The organism is Bacillus sp. 3255 (assembly GCF_031456485.1).
GTDB lineage: Bacteria > Bacillota > Bacilli > Paenibacillales > NBRC-103111 > Paenibacillus_E.
In genome coordinates this window covers 290,465-317,093 of record NZ_JAVDUS010000004.1, presented here as the reverse complement: position 1 = coordinate 317,093, position 26,629 = coordinate 290,465, and the positions used below count along the sequence as shown (strand labels likewise).

The 26,629-nt window shown below is 53.3% G+C and carries 15 protein-coding genes; 3 read left to right on the top strand and 12 right to left on the bottom strand.

Annotation, left to right across the window (positions count from 1 at the left end):
* Positions 1-9: 9 nt before the first annotated feature.
* From J2X61_RS08275 to J2X61_RS08220, 12 genes are all read right to left on the bottom strand, one after another.
* Positions 10-1,662: a hypothetical protein gene (locus J2X61_RS08275; protein ID WP_310187230.1), complete on the bottom strand. Its 1,653-nt coding sequence runs from the start codon at positions 1,660-1,662 to the stop codon at positions 10-12.
* The gene (locus tag J2X61_RS08270; RefSeq protein ID WP_310187227.1) at positions 1,659-4,421 is read right to left on the bottom strand and encodes a hypothetical protein; all 2,763 of its coding nucleotides are present in this window, start codon (positions 4,419-4,421) and stop codon (positions 1,659-1,661) included. The genes J2X61_RS08275 and J2X61_RS08270 overlap by 4 nt, the downstream gene beginning before the upstream one ends.
* A gap of 16 nt (positions 4,422-4,437) precedes the next feature.
* On the bottom strand, positions 4,438-6,699 hold the full coding sequence (locus tag J2X61_RS08265; protein ID WP_310187225.1) for a glycosyl hydrolase family 95 catalytic domain-containing protein: 2,262 nt from the start codon (positions 6,697-6,699) through the stop codon (positions 4,438-4,440).
* Between the two features lie 24 nt (positions 6,700-6,723).
* Positions 6,724-9,753 carry a glycoside hydrolase family 2 TIM barrel-domain containing protein gene (locus tag J2X61_RS08260; protein ID WP_310187222.1) on the bottom strand — a complete coding sequence of 1,010 codons (3,030 nt, stop codon included), beginning with the start codon at positions 9,751-9,753 and terminating at the stop codon, positions 6,724-6,726.
* Positions 9,754-9,824: 71 nt separating this feature from the next.
* On the bottom strand, positions 9,825-11,423 hold the full coding sequence (locus tag J2X61_RS08255) for an extracellular solute-binding protein (RefSeq protein WP_310187218.1): 1,599 nt from the start codon (positions 11,421-11,423) through the stop codon (positions 9,825-9,827).
* A 108-nt stretch (positions 11,424-11,531) separates the two neighbouring features.
* Positions 11,532-12,431 carry a carbohydrate ABC transporter permease gene (locus tag J2X61_RS08250; RefSeq protein WP_310187216.1) on the bottom strand — a complete coding sequence of 300 codons (900 nt, stop codon included), beginning with the start codon at positions 12,429-12,431 and terminating at the stop codon, positions 11,532-11,534.
* Positions 12,432-12,458: 27 nt separating this feature from the next.
* Positions 12,459-13,451, bottom strand: a complete 993-nt coding sequence (locus J2X61_RS08245) for an ABC transporter permease (protein WP_274468813.1) — start codon at positions 13,449-13,451, stop codon at positions 12,459-12,461.
* A 351-nt stretch (positions 13,452-13,802) separates the two neighbouring features.
* Entirely contained in the window at positions 13,803-16,112 is a 2,310-nt protein-coding gene (locus tag J2X61_RS08240) for a helix-turn-helix domain-containing protein (RefSeq protein ID WP_274468812.1), read from the bottom strand.
* Positions 16,113-16,151: 39 nt separating this feature from the next.
* Positions 16,152-17,717, bottom strand: a complete 1,566-nt coding sequence (locus tag J2X61_RS08235) for an extracellular solute-binding protein (RefSeq protein ID WP_310187213.1) — start codon at positions 17,715-17,717, stop codon at positions 16,152-16,154.
* 193 nt (positions 17,718-17,910) lie between these two features.
* Entirely contained in the window at positions 17,911-19,485 is a 1,575-nt protein-coding gene (locus J2X61_RS08230) for an alpha-L-fucosidase (protein WP_310187211.1), read from the bottom strand.
* On the bottom strand, positions 19,475-20,611 hold the full coding sequence (locus J2X61_RS08225) for a Gfo/Idh/MocA family protein (protein WP_310187209.1): 1,137 nt from the start codon (positions 20,609-20,611) through the stop codon (positions 19,475-19,477). Before J2X61_RS08225 ends, J2X61_RS08230 begins: the two co-directional genes overlap by 11 nt.
* Before the next feature lie 291 nt (positions 20,612-20,902).
* The gene (locus J2X61_RS08220) at positions 20,903-23,911 is read right to left on the bottom strand and encodes a rhamnogalacturonan lyase family protein (RefSeq protein WP_310187206.1); all 3,009 of its coding nucleotides are present in this window, start codon (positions 23,909-23,911) and stop codon (positions 20,903-20,905) included.
* A 437-nt stretch (positions 23,912-24,348) separates the two neighbouring features.
* On the opposite strand from J2X61_RS08220, the gene J2X61_RS08215 reads away from it, so the two are divergent.
* The 3 genes from J2X61_RS08215 (at position 24,349) to J2X61_RS08205 (ending at position 26,569) form a co-directional block, all read left to right on the top strand.
* Positions 24,349-24,528, top strand: a complete 180-nt coding sequence (locus tag J2X61_RS08215; protein WP_274468806.1) for an H-type small acid-soluble spore protein — start codon at positions 24,349-24,351, stop codon at positions 24,526-24,528.
* A gap of 83 nt (positions 24,529-24,611) precedes the next feature.
* Positions 24,612-26,162 (top strand): glycoside hydrolase family 26 protein, encoded by a 1,551-nt coding sequence (locus J2X61_RS08210; RefSeq protein WP_274468805.1) that lies wholly within the window; start codon positions 24,612-24,614, stop codon positions 26,160-26,162.
* Positions 26,163-26,359: 197 nt separating this feature from the next.
* On the top strand, positions 26,360-26,569 hold the full coding sequence (locus J2X61_RS08205; protein ID WP_274468804.1) for an alpha/beta-type small acid-soluble spore protein: 210 nt from the start codon (positions 26,360-26,362) through the stop codon (positions 26,567-26,569).
* Positions 26,570-26,629 lie beyond the last annotated feature (60 nt).

Genomic DNA, 26,629 nt, shown 5'->3' with positions numbered 1-26,629 from the left:
TCGCGGCTTCTAGGGCCGGCTTACGATTTCGAAATCCAAAGTGAATCCCCCGGCATCTTGCTTATACATTCTGACTTCGTTCGAACCGAACCTCTGCACCCAGACGTCCTGACTCCCCAAGAAGGGAGATACGGCTTCCCGCGCGTCATCGTCCAGAAATCCCCGTACGGGAAGCCAAAGTCCTTCCCCGAAAACACGAGCCTCCTGCCACGCCTCGGGAAGCAGCCATGTGCCGATTACGACGGTTGCGCCACCCTCGGCTCTTCGCCGAATGAGCTGAAGCGTTTCCGTGGAAATGCGCGAGCCCCCTGCGAGAATCAGCTTCGGATCTCCAAGCTCCTCAGCTTGGACCGTTTCATCATATACAAGCGCGTTATGAACCGGGTAAAACAACGGATGCACAGGCTGCGGCGCCGGGAAATCGGCGCCATGCTTCAGCGGAAATTGCTCGAAAGGGACTCTGCTCTTCAGCTCATGGCGGGGAAACGCAAAGCCTGGAATATGCATGCAGCTGCCATGTGACGGAATTGTGCCATGACTGAGCAGATGCCAAATGGCGAAAATGCTGCTATCCGCTTCCGTACTCGCAGAGTTCCGGTTGCCGAATAACCGGGCGTTCTGTCCGTAGTTGCTGTCCTCTGCATGAATGACGGCGATATCCGCTGCGGCATCCGAATGCCGCCATGTGAGCGGATGGTTCGGCACGAATTCTTTCACGAATTGCTCCCAGACGTCGCCGAACTCGGTTTGGCTGAACCGGCTGCCGTCGTAGGACAGCAAGACGTCGACATTTTCCGTGAACAGGTGGCTTGGCGACATGTAGTATCCCATCCGCAGCGCTGATGCGTATTCCGCAGGAGAATGTCCGGGAAATCCGGACGTGCGCGTGAACCAGGGGCCGATATCCGGCCCCCACAAGTCGGCGCAAATCCACATGGAGCGCCCGTACTGCTTGGCGGCGCCAAGTGCGGTTGACAGCTGCAAGGATTGGAACGATTCTTTCATGATTTTCGGACAAAGCGTCATCCCGGCTCTGGCCTTCGTGTGAAACAGGACAGGGAAGACATGCTCCGAAACCAAGGGAACGGCATGCGGGTCGTAACCGTTCTTCAGCAATACATCGCGCACATGGTTCACACGGCGGGTTACGGCAGCGGCCACCCGCGCCTCCGATTGAGCGGCGCCCAGCCCATCCGTGTCCCCCCAATGCGGGAACCATCCGTCCTTCCGGTACTGTCCCGCATTCATTTGCAGATGCTCGGGCTCGTCGTATAACAGTCCCATCAATTGGCCGGAGCGGTACGCTTCCAATATCGTCTCATCCGGGATATCGTAGCGGTTCGTTCCTTGAACGAACGGACCGTTAATGTTCCCGTATTCGTTGCCGAGGCATACCTCAATGCCTGTTTGCAACAAATCCTGAAGCATATCGGCTTGCCCCGACCCGTCAGGAAACGTATGATGCACATAGAACTGGGTGCCAAGCTCCTTCAGCGCAGCCAAATACGACGGCGGATCGGGCAGCGGGTCTTGGGATGGCGTAACCATCCCCGTTCCCGTCCGCATTAACCGGTCGGATGCCTCCTTCGCCCACGGATCCTGCCAGGCGAGGACAGGGCCTTGCAAACCTAACTTAGGATGAATTCCCGCATTCGCCCTCACTTCTGCACACCTCCCGCAGGCTGTGCAGGCCGCTTAGATTCGTGATCGTCCCCGCTGTACAGCCAATCCATCGTATCCGCATTCTCACCGTCATGTGTCACATCCCGAGGGACAGCTTTCTGTTCTGCGGAGATGACGCCGACGAGCAGATAAGCCCCCTTGCCGAAAACCAGCGTATGCCTGCCCGCTTCATACGTATAGGCATGAATGTTCAAGCTCGGATAAAAGTAAACCTTCATGCCGTTGCTGAGTATCGGCACCAGTCCGCCTTGATCGTCGGCGTGTGTATTCTCTTCCAGATTCGGCGCCTTCAGCCATTGAGAATCAGGGGAGTTGAAGTACCCGACCAGAATCTGCGATTTCTCCGGCAGTTCAATCTCCAGCTGAACGCCCTGCTTGGAAGCCTCGCGCTGGCTAAAGCGTACGCCGGTCAAGCCTTGGAGCTCCTCCGCATAACTCTGAATGAACACATCGCCGTCATTAAAAATATATTGCTGCTTGTCGATCTTATATGTTTCGGCATTCGCGGAATGCAGCACGAACGGAGCTGGCTTGTAAGGCTCGATGGTCCTGGCGGCTTTGTTGAGCGCAGCCGGCAAACGGCCTTCCTTCAGTTGCTGCACCTGACGGCTTAAGTTGTCATACTCCTGCTCGTACAGCGGCAAGCAGTCCCGCCAATGTCCGTACGTCTCTCCGTTCGGGAACGGCACCTTGCGCTGCGGCGTCTGCATGCTGTTCGCATACAGATACGTCGAATCCGTCAAAGCGGTAAGCTCCCGGTAGTTGTTAAGACTAACCTCTGCATGCACACGAGCGCTCTCCAAAAGATCCGTTCGATCCAAATAACGGCTTCCGACCGTATGCTTATAAGTCAAAATATCAATCGCGGCTCTAACTTTATACGTATACGAATATGTCATCAGCCGAATGGCTGCCACATCCGTCTCAAGCCGCTGAAACTCCTCCTTGTTGCGGCTGACATGGCTGCCGGCATGCCGAACCGCCCGGAGCGCCTGCTCCGCATTCCGTTCGACATCCGCTATGATATCCAGCGGCGTCTCCCCGATGTGCGGTTCGCCTCGGAGCTCTCTGACTACGAACGTCTCCAACCGCTCGCCTTGCGGCGCTTGACATTCCCACAGTTCCTTCCAAGGCATATAGCGCTCTGGATTCGTGAGCTGGCTGAGCGTCATGCCGAGGCTCATCGTCTGCCGGTTCCCTTCGGTGATGCCGAAGCGGCGCAGCAGTTTCGGCGCGCATTCGCCGGATTCCTCATAGGCGGCAAGGATGGCTTCTCCCGCTTCCCTGCTGCCGTACCGCCGAGCAAGAAGATCGATCCAGTAGCGGCGCTCCTGCTTCGGATCTCTGTCGGGATTCCAGGCATAGCGGAACCAGGAAGCGAACCAGATCCAATCCCGTTCAAATTGCCGCAAACGGGGCGAAGCTTGATCGGGCGAATACGGCCAATCCCAGTAAAACAGCGGGTACAGATGCAAGCCGTTGGCGCCGAGACGGTATTTGGCCGCCTGCATGCTTTTCTGGATGAAGGACGGGCTGCCCCACCGGAACGGCTCCAGATTGGCCAGAATATGAACATTGATCATATGAATCGTGTCCAGCGAGCTTAAGTGGTTATGGATGTTCTGCCAGCGTCCCCGGGGGGTGAAGGTGGTAAGCGATTCTCCATTGAACTTGGCTTCCGTATACAAGTTCGGATAGAGCGGAAGTGCGGCGGCCATCACGCTCTCCGCGTTAATGGCGTGGGCGCGGACGATGATCGGCGGCTTTTCTTTGAGCTGCATATCTTTCAGACCTTCATTCACGCCTTCGAGAATCGTTTCGGTCAGCCACTCGGCCCCATAGAGCTGCCCCTGAAGCGCCTCGCCGAGGCAAACCATCAATCCGACGTTCGGGAACTTTCGAACAAATGCCGAAATTGATTTTTTGTAGTAATCGCTTGTCAGCGGAAGCGGCTTCGGCTGATGCAGCTCCAAGCCGTGCTTCTCGGCGAACGGCAGCGGAATATGGATGTTATAAAACTTCAGCACGATCCAGATGCCGCGTTTATTCCCTTCCTCCGCCAGCCAATTGAACGTTTCGACATTCAGCTTGAACTCATCCTCCGTCACCTCCAGCGCCTCCGGGTAATCGTCCAGCTTGACGAAGGAGGAGAAGGGATGCCCCGTCCATATGTACACGACATTGCAGCGCTGCTCCAGCAGCATGTCTAGGAAATCGAGCCATAACGCTTTATCATAGAACCACGGAAACCGCGCAGGAGTAACGGGATATTCGTAGGTCCGGCGCGGCGGCTCGACCTTCGTCTTCTGCAAGCCCAGCGCAGGTCCGCGCAGCACGAAGGAAGGCGCATCGCCGAAAGCCAGCCGGTCCGGCAACGCCCGTTCTTCGCGGATGATGGCCGCCAGCTCCTGGCAGCCGTACAGTGTGCCGGTATCGCTGCCGCCGGCAACGACGGTCAGGCCGCCGGGCAGCGTGGCCAAGTAAAAGCCTTCCTCGCGAGGCGCTTCCGTATGGTAGCAGAGTACCTCCTGTTCCTCCAGTCCGCGAAGTATTTCCGCTTCATACCGGTTACCGACGAAAATTTTGCTCCCAGCTAGTTCCCGGTAGTTCGTCAATTCCCAAGGCCCCGCTTCTTCAACCCGATACCCCGCTTCTTCAAGCGCTTGCTTGAGCAGCGACGCACCGAACAATATGCGGGCTGCCGCATGATCTTGTACGGCCAAATAGATCGTCGTCATGCTAAGTCCTCCTCCTTCAGGCCATTGATGCCTGTTCATTCATAGATGCTGCCGCCGTGAAAACAACCGTTTCCCCTGCGCTCAGCTTAAGCGCAATGCAGGCTTCATCCGTCTCGAGCTTGACGCCCCCGCGAGTCATAACCGCTTTGCCGGAAAAAGGATTAACGAGCCGCAGTGTTTCGCTGCGTTCCGCATAAACCGTAATCTCTTGAATCCGCCCGCCTGTCTTGCTGCCTGACAAGAGGAACGCGCCTTCCGCTCGTATGCCGGCGAAGGCAGCTTCCTTGAACCGTGCGGAGAGCCCGCTAAATACGCGGAGGGTCCCTCTTACGCACTGCACATACATTTCGAGCACCGCCGCAGCGGCGGCGATCGCCGCTTCGACCTGCATCACATCGGCGCCGACGAATTGCGTGAAGCCCGCATATTTCCCGTTATGTGCGGTGGCGTATCCCGGCATCATATAGATTTCTTTGAGAATATGAAGGGAGAATAACGCCATATCCGCTTTGCCCAGCCGGTTATGCAGGATGGAAGCCCAGGGCAAGGACCAGCCCGCCCAGCGTCCCATTCCTTTATCCACCCATGAACGATAAGCGTTATCAACCGTTGCCCGGGTGTAAGGATCCGACATATCGAACGTGTCAAACGGGTAAATCCCGGCCAAATGCGAATGATGGCGATGACATTCCGATAACGGCTGCCCCTCCCATAAATAAATTTCATCCCCGGGTTGAAGGCCGAATTCCTGATACTGCCGCGGACCTGCCGTGAAAGCCGGCAATTTGCTGCGAATGTCCCGGATCATGTCCAACTCCTCATCCTTGATCCCGTGGGTTTCCGCCGTTTCGATGAGCTTATCGCACAGAAAACGGACATTAACCAGGAAAAAAGTTGAGTTTCTGCCCAGCGCACCCGCCGAGGACCCGCCATACTCGGGAGAGACGGATACCGGCAATGCATAGGTATCGTGATCCCGCTCCATCATTGCCGCAAAGACGCGAAGCGCTCCTTTCATGAACGGATAGACCTCCTCCACCAAGTACGTAGGATCGCCCGCATACCTTGCATACTGCCACATCATCTGGGCGACCCATGATGTGTTCGCCTGATCGATCGTCCCCGTCCACATGCCGCCCACCGGATAACCCCGGTCATCTACGGAGTGGCCCAGCATATAGCCGTTGTCAATCCCGACGAACCTCGCGGCGTTGCGGGCCAGAATCGGCTTCCAAGAATCGATCATCGCGAACAGCGGCTGCAGACACGGCAGCAGATTCGCGCCATAGGCCGGCCACAGGCATTCCTGCACATTGATGTTGAAATGGTAATCGCAGCTCCATGGCGGCATGCGGTATTCCTCAGCCCACGGCCCTTGAAGCGTCGGCGCCAAGCGCCCCGGCATCGCATTGCCGAGCATTCGGTAAATGCCCAGGTAATAGATCCGCTCTATCTCCTCATCGGGCAGCTGAATATCTGCCGCCTGTGCCCAAAGTTCCTTCCAGCTCCGCCGTGTTTCTTCGCCGATGTGGTCGTACGTGCAGCCGCTGCCTGCAGTCAAATGCCGGGCAGCCGCCTCCTCCGCCTGGGCAGCCGAGGCTCCGTACTCGGCGGTGATTTGCAGAAGCGATTCGGCCCATACGGCCTGAACCGCGCAGGCCGGATCTGCCGGTAATTCCTGCACCCAGCCGACCGCATTCGGCGCTTGCAGCGGCTTATGCGGCATAATGCCGAAGTCGTCGTAATAAGCCTTCACTTTCGCAAAATCGTACGCAGGCTTAGCCGTCAAGCTCTCTATAACATCTTTGACTCCGGCTGCCAAAAGGACCGGCCGGTCCATCAGAATCGTCATCGTGATCACCTTCAGCTGGCCGTTCACCCGGCAGACGATCTGCGCTTCCGCTCGCTGAAGATCCAAGGCCGCCGATTCGATGACGGCTTCCTCCCGAAGCTTCAGCTCGAATCGGCCCATCGGCAGACGCGTCGGCCGTTTCTCTTTGCCGTTCACCTGCTCGACCGGGTACAACTGCCGCGCTGCGGCAACATCACCTCGCTGCAGCAGCTCCTTGAGATTCGCATACGTGCATGCCTCCGTCCAGACGATGCCTCCGCGATGATCCCAATAATCCGCCCGGTTGACGGTAATCATGATGGTATCCTGCTGAAACCAGACTAATGCGCCATACACGCCGTTGGATAACGGAATGCCGTGATGGCAAAATGCCGTCTCTAACGCCCACGGTACGACGTATTGGGGCTTGATCGGTATAGCTTTCATAGACTCTCTCCTTATCTGCCGAAGTTATTGCAGGATCGCATGCAACCAGTGATCGATGGTTGGGTTGAAACCGATGCGTCCTTGAAGCAGCAGCCGGACAATCACAACTTCACCGCTGCCCGCTCGTTTCTTGCCGGCAACAGCCCGCTTCTTCTTACCGTCATGCTTCGGCTCCGCTCGGGACGGCTTCTCGTAGGTATAGATCAGCGGTTCAAGTCCTTCCAGCTGCACATAGCTCCGTGCAATCGGATCGATACGATTCGTATCGCGATTATAGCAGTAGGCGAAATCAAGCGGTTGCGTCTCCATGCCCGGTGTAACGTTCCCCTGGTGGGCAAGTACGAACAGCTCGGTCATCTCCGTTTCCGACACTTCGCAGTCGCAGACGGTCCATTCCGTTCGAAGCCCCTCGTCCTGCAGAAAAACAGCTCGCGCCCCGCTCCGTATGCATCGCTCGATATCCCCCCGGCTGCTCTCATAAGCGGCTATGGAGGAGATGACGATCGTCCGGAAGGGAAGCCCCGGCTTGTAGTGACTGCTCTCAACGCCCAGCGCCGAAAGCACGGATTCCGCACCATCTCCGAGAACGACGATACCGGGAGGTGAACTCTGCCGCTCCAGCCCGGGAAAAACCTCGATTTCGAATCTCTCCGCATTGCGTACAACGCCGCATTCATCCGCAAGTTCGGCATCTATATAGATCATGCACCGCTTCTTGACAGCCGGCATCATCAAGCGAATCGTACCCGCATAGGCGGAACTAACAGCCTCCGCCTGCGCTGCAATTTCGTAGGAGGCGGCATCCTCCCGATCATCCCGCAGCGTAACCCGGATTTGGCAATTGCGGTAGGTCTGCGCCGAATCGTTCAATACCCAAGCCTCTACCTCGATCGGTTCACCGGCATAAGCTCTCCACCGGTCGCATCGGAGATTGACGCGCAGAGGCTGCAGACTGCTGCGATAAGCGAAATAGGCCGGCTTCGGTATCCGATCGACGCCGACCAATGCTTTCATCCAGCCGGAAGGCCACGCATCGATAAGCAGATGGATGGCGGAAGAGACGATCAGGTCGGCTCGTCTGCGAATGGCGTCCGTCATGAGCCGTGTAACCTGCGCTTGGTGATGCTGGCTTGCACGAATCCAATCTTTCAGCGTGGATGGCTCAGGGAACCAATCGCCGTGAAAGCTGTAGGTTTGCGCATCGATAATCCGGCTTGGCATCCAGTCATCATCCGGCTGGTCCGGCAGCCAGGCCTGCGGGTAACGCTCCAGCATGACTGCGAGATGATCCAGCCCTTCCGAGCCATATTCCCCGCAGCCGGTTAGCCAGCCGGTTTTCAGCGGAGGCAGATGCCCTTGGTACAGCTCGCCGAAGGGCAGCGCATGATTGGTGTACCACATGGTGTAACAATGGAAGTCCGATAACCCGGTCTCGGTTGGCGGATCGTAATCGCCGTCCGCGTTTTTGATCACCCGGTCCGGATTTTCGATATAAATCGCTTGTCGGGCTGCGGTAAAGAACGCTTCCAACTCATCCCGGAACAGATGACGGTGCCCTTTGCCCCGTTTGGCCGGACGTGAAGGCTCATTGATGAGGGACACGAGCACAACGGATGGATGGCTGCGGACGAGCCTTTCCATCTCCGCCGACTGACGGACCGCCTCGCTGAATTGATTGCGCCGGATGAAGCCGAACGCCGGAAGATCGCACTGATTCAGCATGCCCAGCATATCCATATAGTCGTATATCTCTTCTTGGACCGGACGTTGCGTGATCCGGTAGAAATTAAGATTCGCCAGCTTCGCGATGAGGATGTCGTCAATCAACTGCTCCCGGTTGCCGGTCATGACGCACTGCTGCAAATGTCCCATTTCATTGGCTCCGCGCAGGATGATCGGCTTGCCGTTGAAATAAAGCTTCCCTTTGGGATTCGACTGCTCATCCATCCGAAAGCTTCTCATGCCGAAATTTCGGTCTTTCTGGTCGACACGTTCGCCTTTATTTAGGATTGTGGCTCTCAGCGTATAAAGATAAGGCGTTTCCAGTTCCCAAGTTCGGAAATCGGACCAGGCGAGCTTATACCGGTAATTGTTCACCCCTGGTCCTGCGTAAGGGATGTCGAACGAAATGTCACGAAGGCCTTCCCCTTCGAAGTTTCGCGCATACACCTCAAGCCTTAACTCGGCATGCTCCATCAGACCGTCTGTCGTGTTGCCGATGTCGATCCAGGCTTCAAAGATTTGCTCTTCGGGAACCGGACGAATGAATAGGTCCTGCAGATACAGCTCGGAGCGTTCCTCGACGAACACGCGCTGATAGATGCCCCCTCCGGACGGACAATGATGCCAGCCATCCTGCGGATCATCCCAGCCCGGTCCGGTCGCCGCATACATTTTATCGCCGTCAAGCCGGGTTCCGTCGACGCCCATCATCGGGTAATCGTTCATCACCTCGACAACCAGCTCGTTATGCTCCCGCCATTCCTCCGTCCAATCGAATTCAAACGATGCGAATAATCCTTCATGCATGCCCAAGCATTTGTGATTCATATAGACCGCAGCCTTATAATCAACGCCCTGCAGGACGAGGAACAGCCTCTTGCCTTTGGCAGGCTTAGGAAACTGAAACTCCGTCCGATAATAGCCGGTCCAACGGCCCTGCTCCTTCGTCGGTCCCCGGAAATCGGGAATGCGTACCTGCTCCCAGGAGCCCTCTCCCGCAAGCACCCGGGCGAATGAGCGGTCCTGCTCCTCCCGGTAACGGAATTGGAACGACGCCAGTTCAAGCTGGGGTCTCACTAGCTCCTGTGGCGGCACCTTATTTTGCAAATAGGGCCGGTACCGCTCTCTGAGCGCAGCCAATTGCCCGCGAAATGCCGACAGCTCCGCTTCAAAGCTTGGTGTGTTCTGCCTCGGAACGGCTACCTGCGAAGCGGCGAACCATCGCTTCTCATAAGCAGCCGGCTGCGATGCGGACATCCCTTCTTTGGCAAAGGGATGTTCCCGCAGAGCTATTTCAGCGAATGGATCGAGCGTTTCATGACGTTCCGTCATCGTTTCGGCTCCCCCTTACATCAGGCCGGAGCCTGCATCTTTCCAGGATGCATGCTCCAGCCGGAATCTCCTTATTTGATCGCTTTTTGATAAATGGCCAGCGCCTTGTCTAATCCGACTTTGTTCAAATTAGACAAGTGATCGTTCCACACTTTGTCATCTTCGATATTGACCAGACCCATAACCGCTTTGGTCGCGAATTGGTAGACCTCGTTCCATACGCCCGTCATGACCGAATTCACCGTGTTGGTTTCATCCTCGGTAAGCGTTGCATAAGGTGCCAGAACGGTTGTCATCTGTTTGAAAACCGGCGCCGCTTCCGCAGTAATCGCATAGGTCGGATCGGCTTTTTGCGCAGCGTCGCTTTTCGTAATGAAGTAGTCGAAGCCATACTGTTCAAGCACCTTTTTGCGGTCCAAATCGTCTTTGTAGATAGGCACGCCATCCTTCATGACATAGGTCAAATTCTCCACGCCCAATTGGTTAAATAGCTGCCCTTCCGGCGTTGACGACCAATCCAGATACTTCAGCAGACGGTTTAATTTGTCCGGCTCCTCCGCCAATTTATTGCTCAGAATAGAACCGAAGAGCGCGAAGTCCGGACCCTTGAACATGAGAGGACCTTTACCGCCGGCGGTATCCTCCAGGTAAGTGCGCGCATACTCCCAGTCCGCATTCTTATTCTGTTTCTCCAGGGAGACGATTTGGCTGACCCATTGGAAGTCGATGACGTCTTTGCCGTTCAAGCGGTTTTGATTGAATTGGTCTTCCGTGCCCGTCGCGAAATCTTTCTGAATCAGGCCCGCCTTATACAACTTCGCCAAATATTTGAGCATGTCGCGCTGCTTCGTCGTTGCCGGAGAGAATACGACCTGATTATTCATATCCGGGTCTTTCCAGAAGCTGGTCCAACCTGTCGATCCGGCGAAGTCCGCCGGTACCCGGAAGGTGTTGGCGAAGCTGTTGAGCAGCGCTTTCACACCGGTATTGCCGGAACCGCCGCGAACGCCAACGCCGATGAAGTTAGGGTTCGTCTCTTTGATCTTCTGGAGAGCAGCCATGAACTCATCCGTCGTCTTGGGGAACGAAGTGATGCCGGCTTTATCGAAGACATCTTTCCTGTAAATCCAAGCCATCGGATCGTACGTTGTCGTTATCGAAGGAAGCATATAGATTTTGCCGTTGACGGACGTGAAATCCTGCAGCATTTTCCATTGCTCATCCGTGTAAAGCTTGCGGTAGTTCGGCAGCTTATCGAAATAATCGCCGATCGGCAGCAAATAACCGGCGGATGCCCATTTCTTCACGGCGTTCCAGTTGTTCATGTTCGGAATGAAATCCGGATAATCGCCGGAAGCAAACATGACATTATATTTATCCATGCCTGCCGACAGCGGGATCGCCTGATAATCCCATTTCATATTGAATTTCTGTTCGGTCTGTTTCGTATATTCGTTAGGAACCGAGTTGGGTGCATATTTGGTCTGACTGACCACTTTCAAATTGACGGTTTTGTCCATACTGTTCGGATCTGAGGCGGCTTTGGCGGCATCGGTCGAGGCAGCTGTGCTGACCTCCGTTTTATCGGCATTCGTTGAACAACCTGACAAGACAGCAGTGGAAGACATTCCAACGACTACGGCGGAAACGATCCATTTCTTCTTCAACATGCGCGTATCCCCTTTTCATCCATAAAGTTGTTAACCTTGGCAATCCTCTTTGGGCAACCAGAAGCCTTACACCATCCTATTCCCCCTCTCGATGCGTTCCGTTCGCTGCTATCCCTTCAGGGACCCGATCATGATGCCCTTCACAAAATAGTTCTGGATGAACGGATAAACGATCAACATCGGAATGATGGAAATCACGAGTGTCGCGTACTGTACGCTTTGCGGCGTAAGACTGGACTGCACATCGTTCGCCAGCGCGACGTTCCCTGAGGCGGCGAGCTGCTCGGCGAGCGAATTTTGCAGCACGATGTCCCGTAAGATGAGCTGCAGCGGATACATATTGTAGTCGTTCAAGTACATCATGGCGGAGAAGAATGAGTTCCAATGCGCAACGGCATAGAACAAGGAAATCGTCGCTACGGCTGCCGTCGATAAGGGCAGTACGATGCGGATCAGCGCACCGAAGTCGCTGCAGCCGTCGATCTTCGCCGCTTCTTCGATCTCAACGGGAAATGTCCGGAAGAAGGAGATCATAATGATGAGCCACCAAGGACTCATCAATGACGGAATAATGAGCGACGAATAGGAATTGACCATACCGAGCGATTTCACAACGAGAAACAGCGGAATGATGCCGCCTCCGAAGAACATGGGTATCACCACGAAAGTAATGAAATAGCCCCGCAGCACCAAATATTTCTTCGAAAGCGAATACGCAGTGATCGTCGTGATGATGACATTCGCAATCGTACCTGCCAGCGTGATAAAAACGGAATTAAGAAATGACTTGGGAATGTGCACATCTTCGAACAAAATCGTTCGGTAAGCGCTCAAATTAAAGCCCTTCGGGAAGAGAACGACAGATCCGTTCGAGATATGCTCCGGAGAGCTGAATGAGACTGCGATAATATTGAGTACCGGAAATAACGTTACGATCACGACGACGACCATCACCAGGTGAACGACGCCGTCCAGCATTTTGGAACTTAGGGTCCTGTCTTTGACCACGTTGTGCCCTCCTTTCCTTCTACCCGGCTACCATAAGCTCTCGCCTGATACTTTCTTCGCCAAATAATTGGCGCTGACCAAGAAAATGACGTTGATGATCGAATTGAACAGATCGACCGCAGCGCCGAAGCTGAAGTTCATGTCGATCAGCCCCTGCCTGTATACGTAAGTGGAGAACACGTCTGCGGTGTCGTAGGTCAGCGGAGAATACATCAGGATGACTTTCTCTGCGCCTACGCTCAGAACGCCCGACAAGCTTAAGATGAGCGTAATGACAATAACGGGTTTGATAGCCGGAAGCGTAATATGCCAAATTTGCCGTATCCGTGTTGCCCCGTCCAGTACAGCCGATTCATACTGCTCCGCGTCCACTTTGGACAAGGCGGCTAAGTAAATGACCGCGCCCATGCCAAGATCCTTCCAAATATTCGAGGAAATGAATAACGTTCGGAACCAACTCGGCATCCCGAAGAAATAGATGGGCTCCATCCCCATTTTGACAAGCAGCAGGTTGACGACTCCTGTCTCCGGAGCGAGCATTAGCTTCATCATTCCTACAATAGCGACGATGGATAGGAAATAAGGCAGATAGCTGACCGTCTGCACGAAGCTCTTGTAATACCGGTTCCGCAGCTCATTGAGGAGAAGTGCAAATAGAATCGGCATCGGAAAACCGAAAACGATGGCATAAAGCCCCAACAAAAAGGTGTTGCGGAGCAGCATGCCGAAATACGGGCCGTTAATGAACGTTTTGAAGTGGTTTAATCCGAGCGAGCCCGCCCATGGCGCATGCAGGACACTGCTGAAGAAAGATTCCCCGGCCTGCATTTTGAAATTCTTGAATGCAATCAGGACGCCGTACATGGGGACGTAAGAAAAGATGAAAAAGTATAACAGTCCCGGTATTAACAGGAGCAGCAATATTTTCTGCTGCTTGACTCGGTGCCAGAAGCCTCGGTTAGCAGGCGCCAGCTTGGTTCGTACGTTCATTGAAACGGTGGCATTGTCACTAGCATTCATAAGTTTCGCCTCACCAACTTTCGTGAATATCGGATGGTTGTAGTTATGGCAGCGCTTTATAGGCTCAACAATAGCTGCGGCAAGAGCGATCGTAAAGGAACAGTTCATGAGGAACCATACATTTGACGATGCGCCATCGCGCCAATCCTTGAACGGCAAGGATTTCTGGCAGCTCAAGATGTTAAGCGCTTACATACTTCGTGCTCCGGCTTCATGGGCATGGAACAAAAATTTTGGACCATACGTTTGATGCGAAAGTGCTCGCAATCCCAATTAGAGGTGGCTGGCCCGGTTATAGGGATGATTATCCAAATAAAAAAAGCGCATTTCTGCGCTCTACCTGTCGTTCTGTTATGTCGGTGAATCACGATACGATGTCGGTTGTATGCCGAGCGTTCGTTTGAAAGCACGCCTGAAGCTTTTGTCGCTATTGTACCCTACCTCCAGCGCAATATCGTTGATGCTCTTCTCCGTATCGCGCAAGAGATGGCAAGCTTTGTCCAGACGCAGCTTCTCTACATAATCGGAGAAACTTGCTCCCGCGTACTCCTTAAACTGCACGGAGATGAAGCTTTCCGAGCATTTGAAATGGTCAGCAAGGCCGGCCAAGCCGAAGTTGGCGTCCAGATATTGCGCATGAACGAGCTGCATCATGTCATCTGCCATCTTGTTATGCTTTTGTTTTTTGTTATCGTTGATGTGGTGGCACACGATATACAGCGCATTCTTGATCGCCCCCCACGGCATGTCGGCCTTGGTATGGTTCATGAATTCCAGCTTCTCATTCAGCTCATCATACGTGGCATAACCGAATTGCAGCTGTTCCAGAAGCTTGTATAACGTGCCTTGCAGCTCACTGACCAGCTGCTTCCGGGTTGAAGCGCTGAGCTGCCGTTCCGTGTGATTGTGTTCCTCCAGCTGATGCATGATGTGATCGAATGCTTCAACATCGCCGTTCTTGACCGTGTGCACCAGCTTGAGCTCCAAGTCCATCGGATAATAGTAGAAGTTCGACCCTTGTACGATATCTTCGTACCAAATGATCGCATCATAGCCGCCAAATACGTCATAGTCCGCCGCTTGCCTTGCCTCATCATGGGACCTCCATACATCGTGCAAGTGACTATAGATGCGGCCAATGCCAATGGAGAGACGAATTTCATTATTGGCGAGCGTGCCGTTCTTCCCGGCCTGCCATTCGCGCTTTAACCGGTCTGTGAAGGCCCCCGCTTCCTCGTGAGAGGCAGACAGGGAAACGATCATATCGGCCCTATCCCCGTTCAAACTGATCAAATAATCGCAATCCTCGATCACATCTCGCAGCTGCATGACGATATAGTCTTGAATCCATTTGGCCCCGTTCGGTGCGATCGCATAGCCTTCTCCGAGCGAGATCGCAATGGAGACCGCAAAGAACCTGTCGCCTTGCAGCGAAACCTTAGCCTGTGCTAGCGCCTCTTGGATGTCAGCGTCGTTCTTATAATAGCCCTTCATTAACCTCTCGATCATCGAAAATTGAATCAACGGCAGCTGCTGCTCCATGCGGCTGCTCAGCATGCGGTTGCTGTTCATAATTTCCGAGACGGTGCTCTGCATCATCTCATAGAAGCCGGATCGCTTGCCGGGCTCTCTGGCGGCAAATTCCTTCATGGAGTCCATCAGTTCGGAGAGCGGCTTACTATTGCGGTACGCCATCAATATCGCAGCGACAATGCCCAAAATTAACGTGATCCCCGTGATGACGGCAATCATTCGCTTGATGTAATCGGCTTTGGCCAAAACGACGCTTGTCGGCAGTGCGGCAATGTAGGTCCATCCGTTCTGATCGGAGCGTGAGTGCGACACGAGCAGCTTGCTTCCGTTAATGGTTTCGAAGGAGGAACCGGAGCTGGATGCGGTCGTTTCCTCTCTGGGCTTGCCGATTTGGACACCGTCCACCGAGGTCGGTGCGATCATTTGCCCTTTGGTATCCAGAATGTACGCAAATCCTTTGTTCTTGATCACCAAACGTTCAAACAAACCGTTAATGTCGTTCTGATTGATGAAGACGACAATCGAGCCCTGAACCTTGCCTTGAAATCCGTTCGGCAGCGGACTGACATAGGCGATGAGTTTATGCTCGGCCCCGCCGATTCGGACGGAATCCAAATTGTAGTATTGCTTCTGGTCGCCTCGTGTGGAAACGGCTTCCATCCATGCCTCAAGCGGTTGCCCGCCGATTCGAATGTCGTTGTCCCGGAGATCGAACGATGTTTTGGACGTGATGACGGAATGACTGTTCTTGAACGTTAAGTAAATATCGAAGAAAAATTTATTCGTAATCGTGATTTGATTCAAGCTGTTGCGAAGCAAGGAGAAATTGTAGAGCTGCTCAGGTGTCGGGGAAGTGCTTACATTTTGCATCAAGCTCAGCACATCGTTATTGACCGATAGCGTGGAGACGACATCGTCCACCTCCAGGAATAGCCGGTCCACGATCCCTTGACTCATCCTCAAAATCTGAAGATTCATTTCTGCCGCATCCTCAACGAGCACCTGCTGGGTCTTATAGTACTGCTGAACGCCGATCACGATCGGAATGATCAGGATCAACAGATAAGAGAGCACAAATTTCACGAAAACGGACTGCCTGTGCAGTACTGCGGTCTTCCACTTCCACATGCGAAGCATTCCCCTTTCAGAGACGATCCGAGAGCCGGCTTACTTCCAATATTTCTGAAATATGGTTAGCATCTGCTGCAAGCCTGCTTTATCTAATTCATTCAAATATTCTTGCCAAACGCTGTCCTTCGTTACATCTTCGAGCCCCATGACGGCTTTGGTCGCGAACCGGTTGACGACCTCCTGTACGGTGCTCATGTAGATGGCCATCGTTTCCCAATCTTGATCCGACAGCGGCGCATTCCTCGGTTCGACATACGGAAGCTTCTGATACACCTGCCAGGCTTCGTTCGCTTTCCTCGCCGGTTCGTCCGTCGCAAGCGCCGCCGGGCTTTTGCTTAGAAACCAGTCAAAGCCGTACTCCGAAGCGACTTTCCTCCGATCCTCGCCAGCCTTGTACCGGACTTCGCCGTCCGTGATCCGGTAAGTCACATTCTCCTTGCCCATCATATGAAAGAGCCTGCCCTCGTCCGTTGCCGCCCAGTCGATATAAGCGAGGATCCGGTTCAGTTTCGCCTCGTCCTTCGCGAGCTTGCTGCTGAACAACGGTCCGTACAGACTTACGGATACGGAGCGAAACTCAAGTCCCGGCTTCTCGTAGGCTTGCAGGTGATAATGCGAATAGTCCCAGTTCGCTCCAGGGTCCGCTTTCTGCAGGTCGACCACTTGGCTCGCCCATTGGAAATCGATCAAATTGCGGCCGTTCCTTCGCTTCTGCGCCCACTGCTCCTCCGATAAGGTGGCAAATTCTTTCTCGATCAAGCCCTCTCTGTACATCTTGGCCAGATATACCAGCATATCCCGCTGCTTGGTCGTAGCCGGTGCGAAGACGAGCCGGTTCTGTTCGTCCGGATCGTTCCAGAAGCCGGTCCACCCGTCCACACCGCCGAAATCGGGAGGCAGCCGGAAAGCATGCTGGAATCCGGCGAGCAGCGATTTGATGCCCGTTGCATTCGGGCCGCCCCGAACACCGATGCCTTCGAACGAAGGATTCGCCGCTTTGATCTTTAACAGGCTTGCGTAGAAAGCTTCCGTCGTTCTCGGGAATTCCGTAATTCCCGCGCGTTCGAAGGCGTCCTTCCGGTAAATCCAGGCCATCGGATCTTTGACGTCTATTTTCGAAGGGAGCATATACAGCTTGCCGCGTATGGCGGCGAAGTCTTGAATATCCTTCCACTCTTCTTCATTGAATAATTGGCGGTAATGGGGCAGACGGTCGATATAGTCACCGATCGGGAGCAAGTAGCCGGCATCGGCCCAGTTTTTGACCGCGGAGAAATTGTTCATCGTGAGCACGAGATCCGGTATTTGGCCGGAAGCGAACATGACATTGAATTTATCCATGCCGGATGTAATCGGAATCGAACGGTACTCCCACTTCATTTGAAAGCGCTTTTCTATTTCTGCAACGAACAAGTTCTCATTCTGTATCGGCGCATATTTGCTTTGATTCACGACGGTAATGCGCATGGCGGACGGATCCGTCACAGGCTTCTCGGTCTCTTGCTGCGTCCAAACGCCTCGGCTGCATCCGGCAAGCATCGTGATCGCGAACAGGATGAGCGTTAACGGGATGGCTTTCCTGCGGTCAAGGCTTATTGACATAGCTCCCCCTTACTTTCACATCCATCCGGTGAACGAACCGTCACCAAATGCTTTTCATGCCATTATTTTCTTTATTATACTGCATTTCGCACATACTGAGGAGTTAAAAGTTCCTACCTGTTTTCCGGCGCTGTAGATCGGATCGAACAAGAAAACCGATCAACATAAGTTGATCGGCTGCGTTCGCTTCATTTTAATTAGGTAAAATCTTCTCGACAGGCGCGTTTAACGTAAGCTTAACAATCGTATCGATCCGTTCGCAAACATCCCCGGGTACCCGGATTACAATTCCGTCATCGTCTTGTTCAAACGGGATTGCGCTGCCCGAAAGCGTTTGGCAGGCAATCACCTGCCGGTCAAGAGCCGGGAGCTTCACTCGTTCGAACGCTTCGGGATCGAGAATGTGCACATAAACGATATTGTCTTTGTATGTAGCGCCATAGACGTCGTCAAGCGGTTGGAACGGGCCTCCCCGTGTACCATAAATGCTTTCCCCATGCGCGCTCATCCACTCGCCGATGCGCTTGAACAGCTGCACTTGATCCTCCGGGACGATGCCGTCTTGATCCGGCGTTACATTCAGCAGCGCATTGCCCCCGCGGACGAATACGTTCAGGATTAAGTCCATCACCTTCTCGAACGGCATCGCTTTATTGCCCGGCTGCCATGCCCACGATCCGCCGACACTGAAATTTTTCTCCCACGGGAACGGGATGATGCCGCCACGAATGTCGTGCGGACCTTCATCACAGCTGAAATCACCTTCCCAACCGGAACGTTCGTTAATGACGACTTTCGGGTTATGCGATCTGACCATGCGATTCAACTTCACCGGCTCCCATAGCCAAGCGCCGCCGGCATCCGACCCTTTGTGCGACAACCAAGATCCGTCATACCATAAAATATCGATCTGACCGTAGTTTGTCATGAGCTCCGCGACTTGATCATACAGCTGCTGTTTCATTCGCAGCGCGCTATCATACTGCTCCACCGGATCGAAATAGCCCGGAAACCGCCAATCCATCGGAGAGTAATAGACGCCGGCCCGAATCCCGTGCCGGTGTGCAGCTTCCGTGTATTCCCTGATAAAATCCCGCCCTGCCGACGCCTGCATCGTAGTGAAGCTTCGATAGCTGCCGGGACTATCCCAGAGGGCGAAGCCGTCATGATGGCGGGAAACCATCACCATATAATGCATTCCGGCGCTCTTCGCCAAAGCGACCCAGTTGTTCGCATCGAACGACTGCGGATGCAGCGACATCGCGATTTCCCGGTACGTCTCCTCCGGAATTTGTTCGTGGTGCATGACCCATTCGCCGCGTCCGAGAATCGAATACGCCCCCCAATGAACGAACATCCCCAGCTTGGCATCATGCCACCAAGCCCGGTCTTCCTCCCGCAGCTTCAAAGCTTCGTCTTTGATCCCGTCCGTGCTCTTGAAGCGGACATTGCTCTTCAACATGGACGCGAGCTCCGCTCCGCTCATCGCCGCAGGCTCGCCATTGGAGTAAGTTAAGCCCAATTTGGCGATTTTCCTCCGGTTGGCCTCATTCTGCATAAGCTTTTTGACCTCCTGCAGAGAGAACCAATACGTATCTTCCGGATTCGGCAGCTGCTGCTGGTACCGGTTAATGTGCGAAGCGGATGTCTCCAATTGTTCGACCGTAAGCGTATCCATCATACGTCGTGCCGTTTCCAGCTTTTGATCCGCCGTCTGCCCTTTGGCGGTCAGCTGTTCAATAAGCTCCATTTCTAAGTTAGATAGCACTGTCGGATCCTCCTGGTAACGAATACGCCTCCAAAATTTGCTGCACCTTCACCGGAAGGCCAGTCTCCATACTTCTCTCCATCGCCGTCAGCAGGGCAATCGTATGGATCCCTTCCATCAAATCCGGCTTCGGCGTATCTCCGCGATCCAGGCACTCCGCGAAATATTCGATATAATTCTGATACTCGCCGGCATGATGGCTTGCCCCTTCGAAACGGAAATAATACGGGAATTTCTCCTCGTACGAATGCGTAACCGGCTGCTCCGGCGGGAAGTGCGTATGGTACAGCAGCTTGGAGTATACGGCCCGGCTCGTTCCCTTCGTTCCCCTAAGCGTACAGCTGATCCCGGGATCCACATGCTTGATGGAAGGCTTCGTGTAAGAGCCCGACACTTGGGCGATCCGGCCTTCGGCGTCTTTCATGACGAATCTCATCGTATCCGGAACAGTCAGACCGTAAGCCTTGTTGCTGCTGCTGGAATGTCCGTACCCGAACACTTCCTCGATGTCCGGCAAATACCATTTGGCGAGATCGACGGCATGAATCATGAAATTGTACAGCCAGCTGAACCCTTTTTGACGGCTCCAATCCTTTTGCAGAAACCAGCGGGAATCCGATATGTAGTAGGTTTCCACCGTATCGACTTCGCCGTGGCGGCCCGCCAGAAAGTCGCTGCGCTGATGGATCATCGGCTCGAAAAAGCGCGAGCTCTGCCCGACAAACACCTGTTTGCCGGATGCTTTCCACACGTTGAGCAGCTCCTGGGCTTCATCAAGCGAGTGAAGCAGCGGCTTCGTTACAATCACGTGCTTGCCTGCTTCCAGCGCCATGCGAATATGCCGGCCGTGAAGCTGATCCGGGGTATAGATCGCGATAACTTCGATAGATGGATCATTCAGCATGTCCTCATAATGGAGCGTATACCTCGTAAATCCGAATTCTTCGCTGCGTGTCTTGCACATCTCTTCGTTAATGTCGCATACCTGGACTAATTCCCAACGATCACTTTGCAATGCGGCGGAAAGAATGCTGCGGCCCTCGCCGAGACCGATTACGCCAAGTCTGTATCTGCGGTTTGTTATCGCTTTCACATTGTGCTCTGCCAATCGCTCTGCTTCCTTCATGAAAGTAACACCGTTCCTTTCCTTCAGCTTCATCCAACTGGTGCGGCTCTGTACAGGATCAACTTTAGTGCAGAGAGGCCGTCTGCGTAAAGGAACAGTTCTTTGAGCGCACACCTTTCGGGGCTGCACCTGCTTGGCCGTCGTGGAATTCGTAGAGGAACAATAATTTTCGGGCACACGTTTTTTGGGAGACACGTATAAAAAAGGAGCTAAGCATACGAACGGCTTAACTCCTTTTTGCGAGCGAGAATAGGTTTTCAGCCAGCTATTTGCTGACGAGAAGGACTGATCTCAATTTCTCGGGTCTTTCGGGTCCTTTGGATCTTTCGGGTTCTTGGGGTCCTTTGGATCCTTAGGTTCTTTCACTTTCACATGTTGCGATTTTTTCGAATAAATCACTTGAGGCGCGCGCAGCTCTCCAGCCAGAACGGTTTCTCTAATGTCCTCGCCCAGATAGAAGCCCAGGTGCGGCGGCTGATTGTAAGCCGTATTTTGCCAAGCGATCCCGTTCCGGTAGACAGGGTCGTGCATCAATGTATAAAGTCTGTACTCCGTCGGAATCGTCGTACTGTAAATCCGCAGCTCCGAGCTGTCGGTCGTCGGCAGCAGTACCTCTTCCCGCCAGTCGCCAATGATATCCCCCTGCAGCGTCGGTGTGGCCTTCGTTCCGTTATTGCTGACTACACCGTCAAAGCTGCGTAACGTCTCCGCCTTTTTCGTACTCTGGTTATATTTCGTGATGGAAGTATTATCGAGCAGCTCCGTCAGTAAATCTCCATCCCACAATAGTGCGAAATTCACGGAAAGGCCTGCCGTTCGGAAGCTGTCGGCAACAACCTGACCTTGCACGTTGTATATGCCTCCGCCTGCGGCTGCATTGGAGCCTGCCGTTCCCCAAAATTCGTAACCGGCTCCGGATGTAATATTGGCCGCCAAACCGCGCCCCGTATCCACATAGCCGTTATAGGCCATCAAGGTTTCCCCGGTTGCCGCATCGTGGAGCTCCACGGATGCTACGGCCGGAACTTCATGAACGGCCATCACTTGAAGCCCTTCGCGCGCCGGATCGAATGCGCCGACATGAAGCGCGTCGCCATGCGATCCCTGCTCGCGCTGCATCTCGCCATCCATCGCGTACAGAATGGTGCCGTCTTGATCCAGCGTTAACGAACCTGCAATAATTTCATCATAACCGTCATTATCGACATCCGCCGTGGCCAAGTTATGGAACCCTAAGCCTCCGCCTCTTCCCGCCTGGGCGGAATCGAAGGTCCACTGCTCATGGAGCTTGCCGTGATCGAGATGATAAGCCACATAGGTCGTACGCTCATAATACCCCCGGCCGTATACGGCACTCGGGGTCACGCCATCTAAGTAAGCGAGCCCTGCAAGGAAGCGGTCGGAACGGTTATGCCACGTATCTCCCCAAGAGGCAACATCCCCTAACGGAAACGCATAATCGATCGTATCGATGACGTGGCCGTTTTTCCCATTGAAGATGGATATATACTCGGGACCGCCGAATATATGGCCGCTTTCATTCACCCATTTGCCATTGTCAGCAGCATTGCCGATAATACTTATCACTTTGCTGCTATCGAACTTGCCGTCAGTCGTCCCATAAACGGTCGTAGCGTCCGCCGTTTTGATCAAGAATTCGCTTCTGCCGTCCCCATCGAAATCAGCGATTAGAAATTGATGATAATGCGCGCCTGACGTCAGATTGAGTCCCATGTTCATGCGCCATAACAGGGTGCCATCCAATTTATACGCGTCGAAAATCGTTGGCCCCGTCATGCCGGTTTGCGAGCTGTCGATCGCATTGGAAGGATACCATTTGACGACAACCTCGAGTTCTCCGTCACCGTCCAAATCCCCAACGCCGGAGTCATTTACGCTATATGTGTAGCTGCCTGTAGCTGTAGTTCCTCCCTCCGGCTTTTGCATCGGAATGGACAAATAATCATGAGCCGAAGCTGTCGTGCTTTCTTTCGAATCCGATTTCCCTTGAACGAGCGTTTCCACTTTGTAGCTATCGCCCGGAACACCGGCTGTGTCCGTGAAGTTCGTGATCGACAGCGGTGCCGCATTCAATTTCTGTCCGTTGCGGTACAGATTGAAAGTTACGTCCTCCTGATATTCATCCGCCAGCAAACGCCAGCTTACGAAGATGCCATCCTCCGCTTTTAACGCAATAACCCCTCTATCCAACCAATCCGTTTGTCTAGCCGTGGTCGGCGGCGTGAGACGGTTATATACATAGTTCGTTGCAAACCGGTCAAAACCGTTCTCCAGACTCGCCGGCACTGCCAGCACGCCTTTGAACTCATAAACACCGGTTTGTTGGGCATTCCAAGGTTTCCCGACATTGATCCATTCGCTTACGGGTACATCCACTTTGCTATTGTTGGCAAGCGTTACTTTAACGGTAGACGGTAAACCGATGGAAGCGATGTCCGCCGATGTTTGACCGACATAAACCGTATGATACGGTAATTTATCCACCTTGGTAATTCGATTCTCCGGAATTGGCTGATGATAGACGCCGAAATTGTCCAGATACGTAGTCCAAGTAATATTGTTGCCGGATGTCCGCATGCCCACTAATTTGACCGAGGCGACAGAACCGTCAAACGCAACTCCATTCAACGACGAAGTATACGTTTGCGAGGTTCCGGTTGCTTGGTCAGTTAGCTTCAAAATGACAGCATTATTCTCAACGTCAAACAGAATGCCTGCCGAATACCACGTTTGGGGATTGGCAAAACTAGTGCTCGCCGCAGGCTGCTTGCCTGCAAAATATTGCAAAGGCGCATTATTCGTATTGTTCAAAGTAAACACCGTATTACCGGTGCTGTCGAGAACCCGGAGCTCACCGCCGTTTTCACTCGGGTTGCTGGCGTTTTTATCGTTCACCTTGCCCGGATACCAATCGAATTGGACAAGAATCTGGCTTCCTTTCACGGAAGTGTCGAAGTTTTTGGTCGCCACCCGACCTCCACTTTGATTCGTTTGGGTAAACTGCAACTTCGGCGTTGTGTTTCCAGCCAAATCATAGGTATTAATGGAAACGGTCGCATTAGCCGTTGCAAATCCCCAATTGACAGGTTCAAGCACTGCCGTATCGCCAAAATCGGTAGCATACACATTGTCGAGCATAATCCCATTGTTCCCGGCGACCGGATCAACAGCGGCCTCAGCTGCTGAAGCATACGCCCCATTCGGGAGGCATAGGAGACAGGCAAGCAGTACGGCAACGAATTTTCGCAAAGGTCTGCGCAATGGTCTGGTTGGTAACACGTTTTCATTTCACTCCTTCAGTTTGCGTAAAGTATGTACTTGGTACAGGCAGCCCTTACACTTTTCCTTATTGTCCACAATCTTGTAACCGTTTGCAATTCGAGAGAAGATCAAGCTGACTTACAGCAATTCCAGCAGATTACCATCCCCTTTGCTCATCATGTGAACTTCAACCTTGTTCTCCTGCGATCGTTACTTGGAAAACCGGCCGCTGCGTTAACTCTAGTACGGAAGGAGTGACTACGTCTATAGAACATTTTTTTGTGCTTGAGACTATATTGAATCGAGGTTTCTCGATCCATTTGCACAATTTTGAGCGCCTTTCTCTTTTTTTGATCTTCATTCGCCTCCACCTGTTTCGGGCACGGGAAAATAAAATTTTCACTAAGCGAACAAGCTAAGACCGTCTCTACATAAACAAGAAGGAGTGAAACACCGTGGACAAATCAAGAGCATTACAAATCGCCGCATCACCAGATATGGTGTATGTCACCTACAATGAAGTTCCCGTTTACATCCAAGCCATCGATGAGAAAAATGATACCGCGATGGTCTACTCCCTAGATGAGCAGGAACTGGAACAAGAAGTGCCCCTCATTAATCTAATAGAGCACTAGAAACGGCTTGAATTGACCCTGTCACAGAGGAACGAATACAATAGTTGTGATGTATTCAATTTTCTGTGAGAGGAACGAGCCTAATGCGCAACAAGGTTAGATGGACATTCGGAGCCCTGCTCGGCTTGGCTGGCTGCATGGCCGTCACCGTCTTCATCCAGAGTTCGGGAATGGATAAGAACAGCCGGCCGGTGACAGCGTCAGAGCAGGCTCTCTCCACATCCTTAGCCGCTTCTGCGCGGCCGCAAGTGCCGGACATCCTGGCGTATTGGAACAGCCAGGAGAAGAAAGCTCTGCAAGCCGGACACACGGAAGCGGCCTCTGCGTTCCGGAATCGGATTGCGGCCTATACCGCGGGGGTGCCTGCGGCCCCTCCATCTTCCGCGGCTTGGCCGGAGAGCCCGTCGCCTTCCAAGCAGATGGCGTTGTATCTCCGCACTCCCTCGCCGGCCAATTCCCCGGATGCCGCTTTGGCGAAATTCGAGCCGGAATCCGGCGTATATATCGGCATGCTGGGAGCAGATCGCAGAGTCGGCTATGACGTGACGAAGATTGAAGACGTCTACGGGCGCAGACATGCGCTGTACTTGGCCTACGTCGGCTGGCGCAAATTACAGACTGATACGAACACTTATTTCCCCGCCAGGACCGCCGATCGCGTCAAAGCATTAGGCGGTGCGCTTCAGATCGGCTGGGAACCGCGTTACGGCTTGGACGATGTGAAGGATGACGAGTATGTCCGCCGCTTCGCCCGCGAGGCCAAAGCTTCCGGCATTCCAATCTTTCTGCGTTATGCATCGGAAATGAACGGCGCTTGGGTGCCCTGGCATGGCGATCCTGAGACATATATAGAGAAATTCCGGCTTATTCACGATATTATGGCGGAGGAAGCGCCCAACGTGGCGATGGTCTGGTCTCCCAACTTCTCGCCGGCGAACACGATTGACGACTATTATCCGGGAGACGCCTATGTCGACTGGGTGGGTTTCTCCTTATACAATACACCGTTCTCATCCGGCCAAGAGAAGTTGGACAGCACCGTCATCGATACATTCGCACCGCTTTATGACCGTTACAGTCATAAACCGATTATGATTTCGGAAGGCGCTATCGCTCACACCTATTTGCCGACGAACCAAACGTACTGGAGCTGGGCCGAGGGCCAGTTGGGCTATATGTATGGTCTGCTGCCGAGATTGTTTCCCCAGGTTAAAGCGATCACCTATTTCAACTTCAGCCGCGCGCAGGCGGTGCGAACGAACGGCGACTATGTATACGACATCGGCGAGAATCCCTATATCGACGGGCTCTATCAAAGACTGATTGCATCGGACTGGTTTCTGAGCCAGGTCGATCCGGGCTCGGACCCGATCCAATACCGTTATACGCCCTATTCGGAACGTTCTTTGCCGGCCGGCAAACAAACCGTGCTGATGTATCCCAAGCTTGCGAATGAGCAAGGCGAACCTCCATTTGCCATCGCCCTATATCAAGGCAATCAACGGCTTGGCGTCAGTTATGAGGCCCCTTGGGAACTGGAGATCGACGTACCGCCTGATCTGGCGGCCGACCCATGGTATGCGGTTGCTTACAATGCCAAAATGGAAGTGACGTCAGTGTACTCAGTTCCTTAACAATCGTTGCCAGCATCATAGTTAGAATGAGACATGCAAATGGCAGCGGTTTTATACGTTTATGATGCTCGGGTGCCATGATTTCATGCGGGACGCCAATCGATTCATGGAATAAAAAAATATTTTCAAATGAATGTATAAACGTTCCTTTCCCTCCACATGATATGATTACACCAAGAAAAGGAGTGATTTTTTCCATGGCAAACAATAACACATTGGTTGTTCCACAAGCAAAAGCAGCTTTGAATCAATTGAAATTTGAAGTAGCACAACAACTGGGAGTTCCGCTTCAACCAAACGGGTACAATGGAAATCTCGCAACACGCGATGCTGGCTCTATTGGTGGTAACATTACGAAAAGATTGGTGCAAATCGCCGAGCAACAAATGCAAGGATTTCAACGTTAATTGATGAAATAAAGTCAAACAAAAAGACTCCAGTCACCTTCCCTCTCTGCGGTGATTGAA

Excerpts from the sequence above, each read along its gene's own strand:
- J2X61_RS08245 (WP_274468813.1), bottom strand. The coding sequence starts at position 13,451 with ATGAATGCTAGTGACAATGCCACCGTTTCAATGAACGTACGAACCAAG.
- J2X61_RS08265 (WP_310187225.1), bottom strand. The coding sequence starts at position 6,699 with ATGAAAGCTATACCGATCAAGCCCCAATACGTCGTACCGTGGGCGTTA.
- J2X61_RS08270 (WP_310187227.1), bottom strand. The coding sequence starts at position 4,421 with ATGACGACGATCTATTTGGCCGTACAAGATCATGCGGCAGCCCGCATA.
- J2X61_RS08240 (WP_274468812.1), bottom strand. The coding sequence starts at position 16,112 with ATGTGGAAGTGGAAGACCGCAGTACTGCACAGGCAGTCCGTTTTCGTG.
- J2X61_RS08235 (WP_310187213.1), bottom strand. The coding sequence starts at position 17,717 with ATGTCAATAAGCCTTGACCGCAGGAAAGCCATCCCGTTAACGCTCATC.
- J2X61_RS08210 (WP_274468805.1), top strand. The coding sequence starts at position 24,612 with ATGCGCAACAAGGTTAGATGGACATTCGGAGCCCTGCTCGGCTTGGCT.
- J2X61_RS08260 (WP_310187222.1), bottom strand. The coding sequence starts at position 9,753 with ATGACGGAACGTCATGAAACGCTCGATCCATTCGCTGAAATAGCTCTG.
- J2X61_RS08205 (WP_274468804.1), top strand. The coding sequence starts at position 26,360 with ATGGCAAACAATAACACATTGGTTGTTCCACAAGCAAAAGCAGCTTTG.
- J2X61_RS08255 (WP_310187218.1), bottom strand. The coding sequence starts at position 11,423 with ATGTTGAAGAAGAAATGGATCGTTTCCGCCGTAGTCGTTGGAATGTCT.
- J2X61_RS08225 (WP_310187209.1), bottom strand. The coding sequence starts at position 20,611 with ATGAAGGAAGCAGAGCGATTGGCAGAGCACAATGTGAAAGCGATAACA.